Source organism: Embleya sp. NPDC056575, from assembly GCF_042793325.1.
Taxonomy (GTDB): Bacteria; Actinomycetota; Actinomycetes; order Streptomycetales; family Streptomycetaceae; genus Embleya.
Genome location: NZ_JBHTVA010000093.1, coordinates 1 through 16,498 on the forward strand (window position 1 = coordinate 1; position 16,498 = coordinate 16,498).

General features: G+C 71.6%; 14 protein-coding genes. 9 read left to right on the top strand and 5 right to left on the bottom strand.

What is annotated here, in order from left to right:
- The first annotated feature begins 488 nt into the window (after positions 1–488).
- Positions 489–2,159, top strand: coding sequence for an MFS transporter (locus tag ACFRCG_RS43140; RefSeq protein ID WP_380042023.1), 1,671 nt, complete (start codon positions 489–491; stop codon positions 2,157–2,159).
- Between the two features lie 159 nt (positions 2,160–2,318).
- Here ACFRCG_RS43140 and cysC read toward each other — a convergent pair whose 3' ends face one another.
- Positions 2,319–2,912 carry an adenylyl-sulfate kinase gene (gene cysC, locus ACFRCG_RS43145; protein ID WP_380042026.1) on the bottom strand — a complete coding sequence of 198 codons (594 nt, stop codon included), beginning with the start codon at positions 2,910–2,912 and terminating at the stop codon, positions 2,319–2,321.
- 268 nt (positions 2,913–3,180) lie between these two features.
- On the opposite strand from cysC, the gene ACFRCG_RS43150 reads away from it, so the two are divergent.
- Together ACFRCG_RS43150 and ACFRCG_RS43155 are read left to right on the top strand one after the other, a co-directional pair.
- Complete coding sequence (locus tag ACFRCG_RS43150) at positions 3,181–4,476, top strand: sulfotransferase family protein (RefSeq protein WP_380042029.1); 1,296 nt, start codon at positions 3,181–3,183, stop codon at positions 4,474–4,476.
- A 1-nt stretch (position 4,477) separates the two neighbouring features.
- Positions 4,478–5,695: a hypothetical protein gene (locus ACFRCG_RS43155; protein ID WP_380042031.1), complete on the top strand. Its 1,218-nt coding sequence runs from the start codon at positions 4,478–4,480 to the stop codon at positions 5,693–5,695.
- 468 nt (positions 5,696–6,163) lie between these two features.
- Here the strand turns inward: ACFRCG_RS43155 and ACFRCG_RS43160 are convergent, their stop codons facing one another.
- From ACFRCG_RS43160 to ACFRCG_RS43175, 4 genes are all read right to left on the bottom strand, one after another.
- Positions 6,164–7,633, bottom strand: coding sequence for an MDR family MFS transporter (locus ACFRCG_RS43160; protein ID WP_380042034.1), 1,470 nt, complete (start codon positions 7,631–7,633; stop codon positions 6,164–6,166).
- Positions 7,634–7,925: 292 nt separating this feature from the next.
- Complete coding sequence (locus ACFRCG_RS43165) at positions 7,926–8,249, bottom strand: DUF2470 domain-containing protein (RefSeq protein ID WP_379996529.1); 324 nt, start codon at positions 8,247–8,249, stop codon at positions 7,926–7,928.
- A 58-nt stretch (positions 8,250–8,307) separates the two neighbouring features.
- Positions 8,308–8,946, bottom strand: a complete 639-nt coding sequence (locus ACFRCG_RS43170) for a neocarzinostatin apoprotein domain-containing protein (RefSeq protein WP_380042037.1) — start codon at positions 8,944–8,946, stop codon at positions 8,308–8,310.
- 64 nt (positions 8,947–9,010) lie between these two features.
- On the bottom strand, positions 9,011–9,727 hold the full coding sequence (locus ACFRCG_RS43175; RefSeq protein ID WP_380042040.1) for a neocarzinostatin apoprotein domain-containing protein: 717 nt from the start codon (positions 9,725–9,727) through the stop codon (positions 9,011–9,013).
- 465 nt (positions 9,728–10,192) lie between these two features.
- Here ACFRCG_RS43175 and ACFRCG_RS43180 point away from each other — a divergent pair, with 465 nt between their 5' ends.
- From ACFRCG_RS43180 to ACFRCG_RS43205, 6 genes are all read left to right on the top strand, one after another.
- Positions 10,193–10,882 (top strand): heme oxygenase (biliverdin-producing), encoded by a 690-nt coding sequence (locus ACFRCG_RS43180; RefSeq protein WP_380042043.1) that lies wholly within the window; start codon positions 10,193–10,195, stop codon positions 10,880–10,882.
- 166 nt (positions 10,883–11,048) lie between these two features.
- The gene (locus tag ACFRCG_RS43185) at positions 11,049–12,032 is read left to right on the top strand and encodes an ABC transporter permease (RefSeq protein ID WP_380042045.1); all 984 of its coding nucleotides are present in this window, start codon (positions 11,049–11,051) and stop codon (positions 12,030–12,032) included.
- Positions 12,029–12,961 carry an ABC transporter permease gene (locus tag ACFRCG_RS43190; RefSeq protein WP_380042047.1) on the top strand — a complete coding sequence of 311 codons (933 nt, stop codon included), beginning with the start codon at positions 12,029–12,031 and terminating at the stop codon, positions 12,959–12,961. The genes ACFRCG_RS43185 and ACFRCG_RS43190 overlap by 4 nt, the downstream gene beginning before the upstream one ends.
- The gene (locus tag ACFRCG_RS43195; RefSeq protein ID WP_380042050.1) at positions 12,958–14,541 is read left to right on the top strand and encodes an ABC transporter substrate-binding protein; all 1,584 of its coding nucleotides are present in this window, start codon (positions 12,958–12,960) and stop codon (positions 14,539–14,541) included. The genes ACFRCG_RS43190 and ACFRCG_RS43195 overlap by 4 nt, the downstream gene beginning before the upstream one ends.
- Positions 14,541–15,509, top strand: a complete 969-nt coding sequence (locus ACFRCG_RS43200; protein ID WP_380042052.1) for an ABC transporter ATP-binding protein — start codon at positions 14,541–14,543, stop codon at positions 15,507–15,509. Before ACFRCG_RS43195 ends, ACFRCG_RS43200 begins: the two co-directional genes overlap by 1 nt.
- On the top strand, positions 15,506–16,483 hold the full coding sequence (locus tag ACFRCG_RS43205) for an oligopeptide/dipeptide ABC transporter ATP-binding protein (RefSeq protein ID WP_380042054.1): 978 nt from the start codon (positions 15,506–15,508) through the stop codon (positions 16,481–16,483). The genes ACFRCG_RS43200 and ACFRCG_RS43205 overlap by 4 nt, the downstream gene beginning before the upstream one ends.
- Positions 16,484–16,498 lie beyond the last annotated feature (15 nt).

Sequence of the window (16,498 nt, forward strand, 5' to 3'; positions counted from 1 at the left end):
CCCACTCGGAAACGCACGCCCGGCGAACCCGACCCGAGCACCCACCCTGCCCGCCGCTGTTGGTCGCTTTTAAGCCGACCAACACACCCGTCTCGCCGCAAGCCCCACGTCTCGGAGCCCCGCACGCCGGCGACGCCCCACCCCAGCCCCCGCCCCAGCCCCCGCCCCAGCCCCCGCTCCAGCCCCCGCTCCGCTCCAACCCCGACCCCGACAGCAAGCTGACGGTCCGTCAGGGAATTTGTATACTAAAGCGGGATCAATCTCCCAATCCTCCCGCCCGCACCCTTCCGCGCACTTCCCCGGCGTGCTAAACACTGTCAATCAGTTCGGCTGGAGTGCACCGATCCGGTTGGCGATGTCCACGAGACATGCCGGCCTCATCGAGGCCGAGTGGCGTTTTGCCCCCGCAAATTCCGTATAAACCCGGGCGTGTCGCCCTAGTGACACGTGTCCGGTGCGCGTCCCTGCACAGAACGGAAAGTACCGGTATGTCTGCGACCGTTGAAGTATCCGCGAAGCCGCCGGAGCCCGGATCCGACCCGTCCTCTGTCGATACCGGTCGGCTGGAAGGGGTCTCCAAGGGCCGGGTGTTCGCCGTCCTGGCCGTCGTCGTGATGTTCTCCGAGGTCGTGCCGCTCCAGTACGCGATGATCTCCTCGGCCGTGCCGGAGATCGCCCCGTCGTTCCGGTCCGTCGGCGAGAGCATTTCGTGGATGGTGGTGATCCTGGGCCTCGTCGGCGGCGCGGTCAGCCCCCTGATCGGCAAGCTTTCCGATGTCTACGGAAAGAAGCGGCTGCTGCTCGCGACCAGCGTGTCGTTCCTGGTCGGGTCGTTGATCTGCGCGGTGACCAGCTCCTGGCCGCTGTTCCTGGTCGGCCGGGCGCTCCAGGCGGTCGCCTTCGGCATGACCGCCGTGGTGTACGGGCTGATTCGCGATCTGATGCCGCGCAAGTTCATCCCGGTCGCGATCGGTGTCTCGGCCACCGGGCTCGGGTTGTCCGCCGCGCTCGCGCCGGTGGTCGGCGGGCTGCTCACCGAGCACTACTCCTGGCGTTCGTTGTTCTGGTTCCTGGTCGTGTACATGGTCGTGCTGATCCCGCTGCTGCTGATCGTGGTGCCCGAGTCCAAGCTGCGGGTTCCACAGAAGGTGGACTACGTCGGCGGCGTCATCCTCGGCGGCGGACTCGCGCTGATCCTGCTGTACATCAGCCAGGGACAGGCCTGGGGCTGGGGCAAGCCCTCGGCGTTCGGCTACGCGCTCGTCGGCGTGGCCGTGATCGGGCTGTGGGTGCTGTGGGAGAAGCGGGTGGAGAACCCGATCATCGACCTGAAGCTGCTCACCGCGCCGCGCGTGGCCCTGGTGCTCGGGATCGCGTTCCTGGCCAACATGATCATCGGCATCCAGAACTACCTGACCAGCTACATGGGCCTGACCCCGGACAACGTCAAGCAGAGCACGCTCGACAAGTACGGCGACGGCGCCGTCCAGAGTGCCAAGGCCATGGGCGCGCCCGAGGCGATGTGGGCCGGCATCGCCGACCAGGTCAAGGCGGCGGTGTCGTTCAACGACTCGCTCGACTACGCGCTCGGCTTCACCCTCCTCGGCCTCGCCCTGCACGTACTGATCTGGCAGTCGATGTCCAGCATGATCGCGGGCCCGCTGGCCGGCTTGTGGGGACAGCGCAGCGGGTTGCGGATGCCGATGATCGTGGGTGTCACGACGCTTACCCTGGCCGGCTTCATGTACGTGTTCATGCACGACTCGTGGCAGCTCATGCTGATCTGCGGCGTGGTCTACGGCATCGGCTTCGGGATGTACTACGCCGCCGCGCCGAACCTGATCATCGAGGCCGTGCCGCAGGAGCAGCAGGGCATCTCGTCCAGCATGCTGGTCGTCGCCCAGTCCTTCGGCGCCTCCGTCGGCGTCGCGCTGCTGTCGCCGATCTTCACCAACAACCGCCTGCGGATCACCGGCCCGGCGCCGAGCGGCCAGGGCCTGGCCACCCAGGACGCCTGCGACCCGCGCGGCTGCACCTACACCACGGACGCCTTCACCACCGGTTTCTGGATCCTGATCGTGTGCGGCCTGCTGGCGCTGGTGATCGCGCTGGTCATGCGGCACGGCCGCAAGCCCGCCACGGGCGGCCTGCTCCACTAGCGCCCGCGCGCCCGCGCAGGCGCGCCGGCCGCACCACCGATCGCACACCCGCTCGCGGTGTGTGACGCGGCGTCAGGAACGGTGGATCCGAGGGGGATTCACCGGACCTGACGCCGCGTCGGCGATACCCGCCAGTGATCCCGTCGGCGACCTCGCCGACTACCCCTCGCCCACCATCGTCTCCAACAACGCCAGCAGCCGCTCCGCCTGCTGTTCCGGGTCGCCGTCCGCCGGGGTGAGGCGCAACTCCGGCTTCTCCGGGGCCTCGTACGGGGCCGAGATGCCGGTGAAGTCGCCGATCTCGCCGCGCCGGGCCTTCGCGTACAGCCCCTTCGGGTCGCGGCGTTCGCACTCCTCGATCGGGGTGTCGACGAACACCTCCAGGAACGGCAGGCCGTCCCGGGCGTGCAGTGCGCGGACCCGGTCGCGGTCGGCGCGGTACGGGCTGATCACCGGGACGATCGCGACCACGCCCGCGTCGGCGAACAGCCTGGCCACCTCGCCGACCCGGCGGATGTTCTCGGTCCGGTCCTCGGCACCGAAGCCCAGGTCGCCGTTCAGGCCCAGCCGCACGTTGTCGCCGTCCAGGCGATACGCGGTGACCCCGCGCTCGACCAGCAGCCGTTCGGCGATCACCGCGACCGTCGACTTGCCCGACCCCGACAGGCCGGTGAACCAGACCGTCGCCCCGAGCGACGGACGCTGCTCGCGTGTCACTCCGCCCTCGTGCCAGACCACGTTGCGCTCGCCCACGACTCTCCATCCGCCCGTTCGCATCGAACCCCAGGGTTCGTACGGTACGGGGCGACCCGGCACGGCCCGGTCCCGGTCCAGCACCCGGACGCCGAGAAGGCGATCCGCGAAAGCCCGTCCGCGAAGCCGACGCGAATCTGACGCCTCTTCAGATTTACCTTCACAAAGAGCTAATCTGCGCGCGGGACCGAGCCACACCCGCCCGGGCCCGAGACGTGAGACGCGAGACGCGACACGCGAGACCGAACGTGAGGGAGGCCGACCGGCCATGGTCTGGACACCACCACAACGCGCCGCCTGGACCCGGACCCTGGCGGCCGGCCCCATCCCACCGCTCACCGACGACCTCGACCGCCCGTTCGACGCCGACACCCTTCTCGGCGAGGCCCGCGCCCGGGCCGGCGGCGCGGCGGATCCGGCCGGCGACCCGGAGGCCGCCGACGTCGCCCCCGCCCTCGGCGACACCGACCCCGCCTTCCGCGAGGGCCTGGACCGCCTCCTCCACTCCCTCGAACACGAGGCGAACCTGGACCGGGTCGGCCGCTGGTGGGCGTACACCTGGGTGAATCGGCTCCTGGACGTCCGGCTCCAGGTCGCCCGCTACGTCCGCGCCGACCCCGGCGTGCGCGACGAGCCGATCGAGCGCCCGATCTTCGTCACCGGCGGCCCCCGCACCGGCACCTCGATCCTGCACGCGCTGCTCGCCCGCGATCCGGCCAACCGGGTGCCCACCACCTGGGAGTTCCTGCGCCCCGTCCCGCCGCCGGAGCCCACCACGCGCGACACCGACCCGCGCATCGGGCTCGCCGAGCGGGAGATTCGCTTCGTCACCGCGGCCGTTCCGGCGATGGACGCGATCCACGAGAAGAGCGGCACGCTGCCCAAGGAGTGCATCAGCGCACACGCGCTCGCGTTCCGCTCCGAGGACTTCACCGGGCAGTTCGCGATCCCGTCGTACGCCGCGTGGCTGGCCGACTGCGACATGCGGCCCGCGTACGCCTACCACCGACTGGTCCTGCAGATCCTGCAGCGACGCACGCCTGGGGCGACCCGCTGGGTGCTCAAGTCGCCCGCGCACCTGCTGACCCTGGACGCGCTGGTCGACGTGTATCCCGACGCGCGCCTGGCGGTGACCCACCGCGACCCGCTCACCGTGCTGGCCTCGCTGAGCAGCCTCATCGCCACCATTCACCACGCGTACGGGAATCGCTCCGACATCCGCGACGTCGCGCGGACCCAGAGCGACCTGTGGTGCACCGCCTATGCCCGGCTCACCGCGTTTCGCAACGCGGGCCGGGTCGCCGAATCCGACTGGCACGACTCGACCTACGCGGACTTCATGCGCGATCCGATCGTGGTGGTACGGGAGTTGTACGCCGGCTTCGGGCTGGAACTCGGCGCGGAGGCGGAGGGTCGGATGCGGGCGTATCTGGCCGCGCGCCCGCAGGGGCGGCACGGGCGACACGCCTATGCGTTCGACGACCTCGGCCTGGATCGGGAGGACGTACGATCCCGACTGACGGACTATCAGAAGCGGTTCCGGGTTCCGACGGAAGGGATCTGACGTGCACCTGGACCCGAACGACCCTCCCCGGCCCGACACTTCCGCCTCCAGCGTGGTCGACGGCAGTGCCTGGCGCGCCTATTGCGAGCGCATGGCCGCGCTGGGCGATCGTATTCTCGAGGCCGACTTCCCCGGCGCGACCGACGCCGACCGGGCCGAGGGCATCCGGCACCTGGCCAATCAGGTCGCGTGCTGGTTGACCTACCAACTCGCCGCGACCGACCCGGAGAACCCGGCCTTCTTCACCCACAACGACCTGGCCTACCGCTGGGGCGGCCCGAACGTGGACCAGAACGCGCGGCGTGCGCCGATCGCCGGGGACGGCGTGTACCGCCTGACCGTGACCATGAACGCCTGCGAGAAGTTCGTCCTCCAGGTCAAGCCGGGGGACATGCACGCGGGGCGCACCGAGGTGTTGGCGGAGACCTCCTCCACCGCGCTGGGTGTGGGGCCGGGCGATACGGTCGAGATCGTGCTCAGTGCCGACCGGCAGCCGGGCAATTGGATCGAACTCACGCCGGACGCGCGGGTGTTGCATGTGCGTGACTACTACTTCGACTGGACGCCGGAACAACCCGCGATGCTCGCTCTGGAACGCCTGGACACCCAGGGGCGACCGGTCGAGCGGGTCACCCCGGAGCGGGTCGCGGGCATGCTGGCCGGTGCGGCGACCTCGGTGGAGAACTCGATCGAGGTCTGGAACGACTGGGTTCGGGCGATGGGTGATCGGCAGCCGGTGAACACGTTCAGTACGCCCTCGACGGTGGCCGGTGGGGTCAAGGAGGTCGTCTACGGTTTTGCGCGGGTGCGGCTGACGGATGATCAGGTGCTTGTGGTGGAGATCGATCCCCGGGTTTCCGGGCAGTGGGACCTGCAGCTGTACAGCCCCGGCTGGTTCGAATCGCTCGACTTCGCCAACCGGCAGACCTCGCTGAACCACGTGCAGGCCGAGCACGATCCGGACGGGTGGATCCGGGTCGTGATCGGGGCGGTGGATCCGGGCGTGCCGAATTGGCTGGACACCGAGGGGCGGGCGGAGGTCTTCGCCACGCACCGGTGGCTCGACCCGCACGCGCAGCCGGCCGTTCGGGCGGTGGTGGTTCCGCGCACGTCGGCGCGGGAGTACCTGCACCCGTCGACGCGCACGATCGGGGCCGCCGAGCGGCACGAGTCCTTGCGAAGGCGCGCAGAGCACGTGGCCTGGCGGTTCCGGGCCTGAACCCGGCCCCGGTGGCCGGGTTCGTTGCGTGCGGCCGGGCGGACGCGGCTGCGGTTGGTGGCGCCTGCGGGTCGCCTGCGGCGGGCGTCCTCAAACGCCGGGCGGGCTGGAGGGGGTGCTGTTCCCCTCGGTGCGTGGGCTTCGTGCCGGGTGGACTGGGGTTGGTTGCGTTTGGTGCTCTTGGTTGCGGTCCGTGGCGCCTGCGGCGGGCGTCCTCAAGCGCCGGACGGGCTGAAGGGGGTGCCGGTCCGCTCGGTGTGTGGGCTTGGCGCCGGGTGGGCTGGAGGGGGTGCCGGTCCGCTCGGTGTGTGGGCTTGGCGTCGGGCGGGCTGGATGGATGTGGTTTCCCCTCGGTGCGTGGGCAGTGCCGGAAGGGGGTGAGTTGGTGTGCTTCGCTCGGTGCGTGGGGGCCGGCCTGGGGTGGAGTGGGGTTCTCCCGTTTGGGGCGGGACCACGCGGGGGTTGGGGTCAGACCTTTGCGGGTTCCGTTGATCGGGGGGCGGTTGTCGGGGTGGCCTCCGGCTTTTTGCGGAGTGTGGAGGCCGCGTCGCTGTCGCGGATGGTCAGGGCGGCGATGGCGCCGAGGACGGCCAGGGCTGCGGCGACCAGGAAGGCCACGTGGTACGCGTGCAGGTTCGGGGTCGGCGCGCCACCGCCGTGGCCGGTCATCGTGCCGATGCCGGCCAGGACGCCGGCCAGCAGCGCCACGCCCAGGGCCGAGCCGAGCTGGCGCTGCACGTTGAAGATCGTCGAGGCGCGGCCGTTGTCCACCGGCGCCGTCCGCGCGAACGCCGCCGCCTGCATCGGGATCATCACGTGCGCCATCGACGCGCCGGTGCAGAACATCAGCACCACGATCAGCACGGCCGCGGTGTCCCCGTCGACCAGCGCGAGCAGCGACGCACACGCGCCGATCCCGAGCAGGCCGCCCGCCATCAGCCGGCGCGGGCCGACCACCGGGTACAGGCGCGAGACCCACTGCGTGGCGATCACCACGCCGAACGCCTCCGGGAAGGTGAGCAGACCCGTCTCCAGGGCCGACTTCCCGAACGCCTGCTGCTGCATCAGCGGGAAGACGTACAGCACGCCCAGGAACGCCGCCGAGTTGACCATCGACACCACGTTCGTGCTGACGAACAGCCGATCCCGGAGCAGCCGCAGGTGCAGCATCGGCTCCTTGACCCGCAGTTCGACGAAGACCATCGCCACGCACAGGAGCAGCCCCGCGATCCCGGTGGACAGGATGATCGGCGAGCCCCAGCCCTTGGTCGCGCCCTCGCTCAGCGCGTACATCAGCAGTGCGAAGCCGGCCCCGGACAGTACGAAGCCGGGCAGGTCGAAGCGGCCCGCCTCGGGGTTGCGGTACTCCTCCAGGAACATCAGGCCGAACACGAACGCGGCCACGCCCACCGGCAGGTTGATGTAGAACACCCAGTGCCAGGACGCCTTGTCCACGAGCAGGCCGCCGAGCACGGGGCCGAGCGCGGGGGCCAGCGCCGTGGGCACCATCAGGATGCGCGAGGCGCGGACCCGCTCCTCGGGCGGGAAGACCCGGAACATCATCGCCATGCCGACCGGCGTCAGCATGCCGCCGCCCGCGCCCTGGAGGATGCGGAAGAGCACCAGTTGGTCGATGCTCTGCGCCAGGCCGCACAGCGCGGACGCGCCGGTGAACAGGGCCAGCGCGATCAGGAAGACGCGCTTGGTGCCGAACCGGTCGCCCAGCCACCCGGACGCGGGGATGAACACCGCGAGGCTGACCAGGTAGCCGACGGCGACCGTGGCCAGCGACGCCTGGGACGCGCCGAGGTCCTTGCCGATGGCGGGCAGCGCGACGTTGATGATGGTGACGTCGAGGATGTTGACGAACATCGCGGCGACGAAGACGGCGCCGACCACGACCTTCTGGCTGAGACGTGACGCGGATATGGGCGGCATACGGGTGGGGCCTTCAATCAGGAGGCGAGGAGGGGGAGCGTGGGCGCAGCTCATTTATACTGAGCGAAGCTCAGTATATCTTTTCGTACGCGTGTAGCCGACAGGTTATTTGCGGCTGCCGGCCCGGGCGCGTTCCCGGCCCCCCGCGTCCCGGACACCACAACGCCGACGGTCCGGGAGACCTTCCTCCCGGACCGTCGGCGTGACGCTCGTTACCCCGTTCTTTACCCGTCGTGCTACCCGTCCTACAGGTGGTCGGGCCGCTTCGCCCGTCGGTTCCCCGCTCGCGCGCTCAGTGCTCGCCCTCGCCCCGGGGCGGCAGCCCCAATGCCTCGCACGCCGCGTTGTACTGCGCGACGACCTCGATCCGGACGTCGCGGCGCTCGGTGATCGAACGGCTCCACGGCACCCGGACCTCGACCGGCGCACCCGCCACGATCGCCGAGTAGTAGGCCGCGTCGCCGTCCAGGCCGGTCATCGTCGCCGAGGTGGCCTCCGGTCGGCCGCCCAGACCGCGTGCGATCAGCAGGCAGTCGTCGGGGTGGTCGTCGTTCATGTGCTTGCAGACGGCGGTGATCGCGTCGGCTCCGAACGGGTTGACGGTCGCCTCGCTCATGCGGGTCGCCTCCGGCGGTCGGCGGTGGGGGATGCGGTGGGGATACGGGTGGGGGTGGTCAGTCGGACACGGAGTCGCGGCGCCGACGCGACGCGAGCACCGAGCCCACGCCGAGCACCAGCATGCCCGCGCCCACGTAGCCGAGCTGCGTGCTCGACGCGCCCGTCTTCGGCAGTTGCGGCTGACCGGCCTCGTTGGTGGTGCCGGTCTGCGGCGGGGTGCCGGTCGGGGCCTTGGCGGCGGGTGCGCCGGCCGCGCCGGCGAAGGACACCGGGAGCCACACGTCCTGGTCGCGGTTGGCGAGGTCGGTGTGGTCGTTGAAGGTGGCCACGAAGCACGCCGTGACGGCGCAGTCGACCTTCGCCTTGTCCTTGCCCTCGAAGCTCTGCGTGGGCTTGAGCTTGACCGTGAACGTGCCGTCCGGGCCGACCTGCGGGACGTAGCCCGCGTTGCCGTACTGGGTCGGCACGCCGCCGGCCGGCTTTGCCACGGTCTGCGCGACGTACACGCCCTTGCCCGGCTTGTAGCCCTTGCCGGTGACGGTGATCTCCTCGCCGCCGGCGGCCAGGCCGGTCGACTTGGACAGGGTGATCGTCGGCGCGTCGGCGGCCGAGGCCGGAGCGCTCGCGAACGCGGTGAGGCCGAGGCCGGCGATCGCGGTCGCGGCGGCGGCCGCGGCCGTACGGGACTTGTGCATGTGGACTCCGAACGAAGACTGGCTGGTGAGGCGGGTAGGGCAGGTGCGGGAGCGGGCCGGCGGATCAGGCGCTCGGGCGGCGGCGCTTGACCACGACACCGGCGACGACAAGGACCACCACGACGCCGGCGACCACGCCGATGATCAGGCCGGTGTTGCCGCCGTCGTCATCGTCGTCCTTGTCCGCGGCCGCGGACTTCGCCGAGGCGGGGGCGGTCGCGGCCGGTGCGCCGGCGGAGGCCGGGGGCTGCGCCGCGCCGCCCGCGCCCGGGGCGCCGGCCTGCGGGGCGGCGGTGGCCGGACCCGGCGTGGCCGGCAGGCCCGCGACCTCGCCCTCGAAGCCGATCGGCAGGTAGACCTCCTGGGTCCGGTCCTTGCCGTTGGCCGAGTTCGAGGTGGCGATCGCGCATCGCGTCTTCAGGCAGTCGACCGCGCCGAACTTGGCGGCCACCTTGATGTCGGTGCTGAACGAGCCGGTCGTGTCCGCCTCGGTGGGGCCGGCGAACGAGCCCATGTCGCACGCGCGGCCCGCGCCCTGGGCGGGGTCGCACGGGAGGATGAACAGCCGTACGCCCGGCGTGAAGCCCTTGCCGACCAGCTTGACCACGTCGCCCGCCGGGTTCAGGCCGGTGGTCTTGACCGCGCTCAGCGTGGCCTTGCCCGCCGCCGGCGTGCCGGTCGCGTGCGCCGGGCTCGCGAGGCCGAGAACCAGCCAGGCGAGAAGGAGGGTCGCGGTGGCGGCGACGGCGCCGCCGAGGCGTCCGGTGCGGGCTGGGCTCACGTTGTTTCCTCTGGGCCGTCCGTACGCTTGCGTACGGAATGATTGGAGGTGAGGCTATCCTAAGACGGGCCGGGTCGCCGGAAGGCTCGGGGGGTGGTTCCGAGACGCTTCCGAGACGCGTTCCGACGGGCGTTGCAGGCCCGTTGCCATGTTCCTCCCCGGTCGCCCCCGGGCCGCCTCCGGGTTTCCCCCGGCCCGCCGGTCCGTCGAATGTGACCCCACCGACAACGTGCCGACAAGTTGTCGGTAACTTATTGACGGCACCGTACGGCGCCGCACAGACTGCGGGGGCCGGTGGAAACGGGCGAAGAACCGATTCCCCGCAGATGCTTTGTCATGGGCTTCGCCATGGCCGAAGCGCCGACTCCGCACGGGCAAAAAAAGGCGCCCGATCCTCCACAGTTCGCACCGTACGCACCCATTCGTGCGTGTCCGGTAGATCTTGTCGCACCTAGGGGAAACCTCATGACCACGACCGAGACCGCCGAAACCGCCGGTGCCACCCCGACCTTCGCCGAGACGCTGCGCAAGCGCTCGTGGGCCTTCCACCAGGAGGCCGAGGGCTCGGGCTTCCTGGAGGCCCTGATGAAGGGCGAACTGACCCGCGACGCCTACACCGCGATGGTGGCCCAGCACTACTGGGCGTACGTGGTGCTCGACGACGCCGCCGACACCATGCGCGAGCACCCCGTCGGCGCCCCGTTCGCGGACGCGCGCCTCGACCGCCGGGCGATCCTGGAGGCCGACATGCTCTTCCTGGCCGGCGAGGGCTGGCAGGAGCGCTGGCCCGCCAACGAGGCCACCCGGCGCTACACCGACCGGATGCGGGAGAAGTGCTACGACTGGGCCGGCGGCTTCGTCGCCCACCACTACACCCGCTACCTCGGCGACATGTCCGGCGGCCAGTTCATCGCCAAGCAGATGCGCAAGCACTACGACCTGCCCGGCACGCGGGGCAGCGACTTCTACGTCTTCGACGGGCTGGGCGACCTGACCGTGTGGAAGGACGCGTACCGCGCGGCGATGAACGACGCCCCGTGGGACGAGGCCGAGCAGGAGCTGGTGATCCAGGAGGTGCTGTTCGCGTACGACATCAACAGCGCCGTACTGCGCGAGCTGGGCCGGGACCTGGACCGCTACCGCAAGGCCGCCTGACCCGCCCGCGGCCCGGGGCGTGTCTTCGCCCTCGGCACGACCGGCCGGCAGACCGCCGCCGGCACCGTCCCGAACCCGCCGCTTCGGACTCACCGCACGACCCGGGGGCCCACCGTCCGATGCGCCGTCCGACAATGGATGGCGCATCGGATCGGCAGGGGGAGCAATGACGAACTACCTGGCACGGCGCGTCCTGGGCGTCGTGGTGGTGATGTTCGCCGTCCTGACCGGCCTGTTCCTGCTGCTGCACGCCTCCCCGGTCAGCCCGGTCAACCAGCTCGCGCCGCAGGTCGCCGCCGATCCCGTGGCCCGGGCCGCGGTCGAGCACCGGATGGGTCTGGACCGGCCGCTGGTGACCCAATACCTCGACTACGTCGGCGACGCGCTGCGCGGCGACCTCGGCACCTCGCTCTACGACGGCACCTCGGTCGCCGACCAGATCGGCCGGGCGCTGCCCGTCTCGCTCGAACTGGGGCTGATCGCCTCGGTGTTCGCGGTGATCCCGGCCGTCGTCCTGGGCGCGTGGTCGGTGCTGCGCCGCGGCGGGGTCATCGACCACGGCACCCGCGTGCTGACCGTGCTCGCGATGTCCCTGCCCGGCTACTGGCTGGCCGTGGTCGCGCTCGTGGTGGTCGGCGACAGCCATCCCGATCTGCTGCCCAACGCCGGCGGCTTCGTCACCTTCGGCGAGGATCCCGCGGCCAACCTCCGGGTGCTCGTGTTGCCCGCGATCGTGCTCGGCCTGGCCACCTTCGCGATGCTCACCCGCTCGCTGCGCGGCGGCCTCGCCGACGCGATGGCCTCCGACCACGCGATGTTCGCCCGCGCGATGGGCGGCTCGCGGCTGCTCACGCTGCGCCGGGTGGCGCTGCGCGGGGCGCTGGTGCCGACGCTGACCGTGGCCGGCGTACTGATCGGCGGCCTGCTCTCGGGCACCGTGCTGATCGAGAACGTGTTCCAGATCCCCGGGATCGGCCAGCTGATGGTCACCGCCTTCCAGCGGCAGGACTATCCGCTCGCGCTCGGCGCGTGCGTCGCGACCTCGGCGATCTTCCTGCTCCTGAACCTGGTGGTCGACCTGCTCTACCCGCTCGTCGATCCGCGCACCGCCGCGGGCGTGAGCGGCGACCTCGCGGGGCGGACCGCGTGAGGGCCCGGAAGCGGTTGCCGCACCCGGGCCTCGCCGGGTGGATCGGCGTGGTCTGCGTACTGCTCTATCTCCTGGTCGCCACCGTCGGTCGGTTGCAGGGCGATCCCGCCGCGCTGGTCGCCGCCGGACCCGAGGCGCCCTCGCTCGGGCACCCGTTCGGCACCGACCACCTGGGCCGCGACCTGCTGGCCCGGACCGCCGAGGGTGCCTGGACCTCGCTGTTGATCTGCCTGTCCTCGATCGGCTTCGCGATCGTGGTCGGGGTGCCGCTGGGCGTGCTGGCCGGGCGACGGCACGGCGGCCGGCTCGACGGGCTGCTGATGCGCGCGGTGGAAACCCTCCAGGCGCTGCCGCAGTTCGTCTTCGTGATGTTCCTGATCGGTCTGATGGGCACGGCCGACATGCACTTCGGGCCGCTCACCGTGGGCAACGGGGCCCGGGTCGCGTTCGCCATCGGCCTCGGCTTCGTGCCCTACTTCGCCCGGGTCGCGCGCGCCGCGACCGTGGTGGAGATGCAGGAGGACTACGTGGCCAACCTGCGCGGCCTGGGGGTGCCGGAGCGGGAGATTCTCTTTCGCGAGGTGCTGGTCAACGTCTGGCCGCCGGTGCTCGGCCAGGCCTGTCTGGCGATGGCCATCGCGGTCTTCGCCGAGGGGGGTCTGAGCTTCCTGGGTCTGGGCGTGGCCCCGCCGCATGCCACCCTGGGCAACCTGATCGCCGACGCGGGCGGGCAGATCATCGGCGGCGACTGGTGGTACGCCACGCTGCCCGGCACGGTCCTGGTGCTCGGCATCCTGGGCTTCAACCTGCTCGGTGAGACGGTCGGCGGCCGACCGGGCCGCCGCGCGCGACCGGCCCCCGGCGTCGGGCGCGTCCCGGGCCAACGACACAACTCCACCCCGACCCCGACCCCCAAGGAGACCCAGTGACCCCGGTGCGCAGAGTCGGCCTGAACCGTCGAGGCTTTCTCGGCCTCGCGGCGCTCGCGGCGGCCGGCGGCACCGGCGTGCTCACCGCGTGCTCCGGCTCCTCGGGCACCAAGCGGGTGGCCGATCGGCACAAGGACGGCATCCTGCGGATCGGCGTCGCCTCCGCGCCCAGCAGCCTCAATCCGCTCGACTCCGGCTCGGAGATCACCCGCTGGATCGCCGAGCCGATCATGGAGAGCCTGTACCGCTACGACAACACCCTCGCCTCCGTGCCGCTGCTCGCCGACGGCGAACCGCAGATCAGCGAGGACGGGCTGGCCTGGACCATCCGGCTGCGCCAGGGCGTGCTCTGGCACAACGGCACGCCGTTCACCGCCGACGACGTGGTGGCCACCCTCGCGCACATGCTCGACCTGTCGGCCGGAAGCGAGTGGATCACCTACATGCTCGGCTACCTCTCCCGGTTCGAGAAGGTCGACGAGCACACCGTGCGGATCGTGCTGAGCAAGCCGTACGGGCTGCTGCGCTCGCATCTGACCAACCTGCCGATCACCCACCGGGACTTCGTGGCCCGCAAGGACACGATGATGGGCACCGGGCCGTACCGGCTCGACACCTTCGTGGCCGGCCAGAGCTTCACCCTCTCCCGCTTCGACCGCTACCACGGCGGCCAGTACCCGGCCGGCTCCGCGCCCGCGTTCGCCGGCATGCAGTACACCGTCTTCACCGACGCCAACACGCGCGTGCTGAGCCTGCGTCAGGGCAAGGTCGATCTGATCACCGCGCCGTCCTTCGCCACCTTCGACACCATCCGCAAGGACCGCTCGCTCGCATTGGTGCTCACCGAGGCGCCGCTGGACGTGCTCAGCTACGTGATGATGCGCAAGGAGCCGTTCAGCGACCCGGATTTTCGCAAGGCGGTCGCGCTGTCGATGGACCGCCAGGGCGTGTTGCAGCGGGTGTACGGCGGCGAGGGCACCATCGGACAGGGCCCGATCGGGCCCGCGGAACTCGGCTGGGACGCCGGGTTCGCCCCGTTCGCGCCCGCGCCCGACCTCGCCCGGGCCCGCGACCTGCTGGCCCGGGCCAGGACCGGCAAGCGCTCGTTCACCGTGACCATCGGTACCAACCAGGGCATCCGCGACGTCGCCCAGGTGCTGGTCGCCGGCTGGAAGCAGGTCGGACTCGACGTGACCATCGAGCAGTTGGCCGGCGGTCCCTGGTCGAACAAGTGGCTCTCGCGCGACTACGACATGTTGATGAACACCTTCTCCTCCGGGTTCACCTCCGGCCCGGCGAACTACCTCACGCTCGCCCCCGCCGGGTCCGCCAACGTGCTCTCCTGCGGCTACGCCAACCCCGAGGTGGACCGGCTGATCGACACCGTCTGGCAGACCTCGAACGACGCCGAGCGGGTGGCCGCGCTGTCCCGGGTGGACCGGCTGCTCGCCGAGGACGCGGTGATCACCCCGCCGGTCTACCCCAAGCTCGCGCTCGCCCAGCGCGCCGAGTTGTCCCCGCTCGACCCCACGATGTTGCGGATCAGCCGGCTCGACCCGCACCACCTGCGGTTCGTGTGATGGCGGACACGAGCGCGAGTGCGGCGCCGCTGCTGCGGGTGCGCGACCTCGACGTCACCTATCCCGGCCCGGTGCCCGCGGTGCGCGGGGTCTCCTTCGACGTCGCGCCGGGCGAGATCCTGGGCCTGGTCGGCGAGTCGGGCAGCGGCAAGAGCAGCGTGTGCACCGCGCTGACGGGCCTGCTGCCGGCCGGCGCGCACCGCCGCGCCGACGCCATCGAGTTCGAGGGCACCGACCTGGCCACGCTGCGCGAGCGCGACCTGCGCCGAGTGCGCGGCCGGCGGCTGGCGTTCGTACCGCAACAACCGATGACCTCGCTGGCGCCGACCACCCCCGTGGTACGCCAACTGCGCTGGTACCTGGGGGATCGGCTGGACGACGTCGAGGTCCGCGAGACGCTGACCGGCATCGGCCTGGGCCCGGTCCTGGACCGCCCGCGCGACCTGCCCGGCGGCTTCTCCGGCGGGCAGCTCCAGCGGGTGGTGATCGCCATCGCCGCGCTCGCGCACGAACCGGCGCTGCTGCTCGCCGACGAGCCCACCACCACGCTGGACGCGACCGTGCAGGCCCAGGTGTTGCGGCTGCTGCTGACCCTGCGGGACAAGCTCGGACTGGCCCTGATCTACGTCTCACACGACCTCGCGGTGGTGTCCACGATCTGCGACCGGGTCGGGGTGATGTACGGCGGCCGACTGGTCGAGACCGCCCCCGTACGGGAGTTGTTCGCCGCGCCGCGCCACCCGTACACCCGGGCACTGCTCGCCGCGATGCCCGCGACCACGCCGGCGGATCGGCCGCTGCGCGCGATCGAGGGCACCGCCGAGGGGGCGAACCTGCTGCCGGGCTGCCCGTTCGCGCCGCGCTGCCCCCAGGTGCTGGGGGTGTGCCGGGAGCGCATGCCCGAGCCCACCGCACACGGGGCGGGCATGGTGCGCTGCCACCTCGCGAGTGAGCGGGTCGGGGCATGAGCGCGCTGCTGGACGTACAGGGGCTCACCCGTCGGTTCACCCTGCCGCGACCGTTCGGCCGGCGGACCGCGCCGCGCGTGGTGCACGCCGTCGAGGACGTCTCGTTCGAGGTCGCGGCCGGCGAGGTGTTGGCCGTGGTCGGCGAGTCCGGGTGCGGCAAGACCACCGTCGCCCGGGTGCTCGCGGGCCTGGACACCGCGACCTCGGGCACCGTCGCCCTGGCCGGCCGCGAGCTGAGCGGCGGCCGAACCCCCGCCGATCAACGGCTGATCCAGCTCGTCACGCAGAACCCGAGGGCCGCGTTCAACCGCCGCCGCACCCTGCGGCACGCCCTCGACCAGCCGCTGCGCGTGCACGGCCTGGGCGCCGGCCGCGCCGAGCGGGACACGCTGGTGGCCGAGATGGTGGAGCGGGTCGGCCTGTCGACGGAGCACCTGGACCGCCTCCCCGGCGAGCTGAGCGGCGGCGAACTGGCCCGCCTGGTGCTGGCCCGCGCGCTGCTCGTGCGCCCGCGGGTGCTGGTCCTGGACGAGCCGACCGCGAGCCTGGACGCGAGTGTCAAGGCGACCGTGGTCGACCTGCTGCTGCGGCTGCGCGCCGAGTCCGACCTGGCGATCGTGGTGATCACCCACGAGATCGACATCGCCCGCCTGCTCGCCGACCGGGCCGCGGTGATGTACCTGGGACGGATCGTCGAGGTGGGTCCGGCCGCCTCGGTCCTGGCCCGGCCGCGCCACCCGTATCCGCGCCTGCTGCTCGCGAGCGTGCCGGTGCCCGACCCCGAGCGCATCGGCCCGGCGAGCGCGGCCGACTTCGGCGCGGGCGCGATCGGCGAGGTGCCCTCGGCGCTCGACCCGCCGCCCGGCTGCGCGTTCCATCCGCGCTGCGCCCTGGCGAGCGAGGTGTGCGCCGAGCGGCGGCCGGTGCGGGAGGTCCTGGACGACGTCGAGGTCGCCTGCCACCACCCGCACTGAGACCGGAGCGGGGCC

Bases quoted from the DNA above. Each gene is read 5' to 3' on its own strand.
- ACFRCG_RS43180 (WP_380042043.1), top strand. From the start codon at position 10,193: ATGACCACGACCGAGACCGCCGAAACCGCCGGTGCCACCCCGACCTTC.
- ACFRCG_RS43205 (WP_380042054.1), top strand. From the start codon at position 15,506: ATGAGCGCGCTGCTGGACGTACAGGGGCTCACCCGTCGGTTCACCCTG.
- ACFRCG_RS43150 (WP_380042029.1), top strand. From the start codon at position 3,181: ATGGTCTGGACACCACCACAACGCGCCGCCTGGACCCGGACCCTGGCG.
- ACFRCG_RS43185 (WP_380042045.1), top strand. From the start codon at position 11,049: ATGACGAACTACCTGGCACGGCGCGTCCTGGGCGTCGTGGTGGTGATG.
- ACFRCG_RS43200 (WP_380042052.1), top strand. From the start codon at position 14,541: ATGGCGGACACGAGCGCGAGTGCGGCGCCGCTGCTGCGGGTGCGCGAC.
- ACFRCG_RS43170 (WP_380042037.1), bottom strand. From the start codon at position 8,946: ATGCACAAGTCCCGTACGGCCGCGGCCGCCGCCGCGACCGCGATCGCC.
- ACFRCG_RS43160 (WP_380042034.1), bottom strand. From the start codon at position 7,633: ATGCCGCCCATATCCGCGTCACGTCTCAGCCAGAAGGTCGTGGTCGGC.
- ACFRCG_RS43165 (WP_379996529.1), bottom strand. From the start codon at position 8,249: ATGAGCGAGGCGACCGTCAACCCGTTCGGAGCCGACGCGATCACCGCC.
- ACFRCG_RS43140 (WP_380042023.1), top strand. From the start codon at position 489: ATGTCTGCGACCGTTGAAGTATCCGCGAAGCCGCCGGAGCCCGGATCC.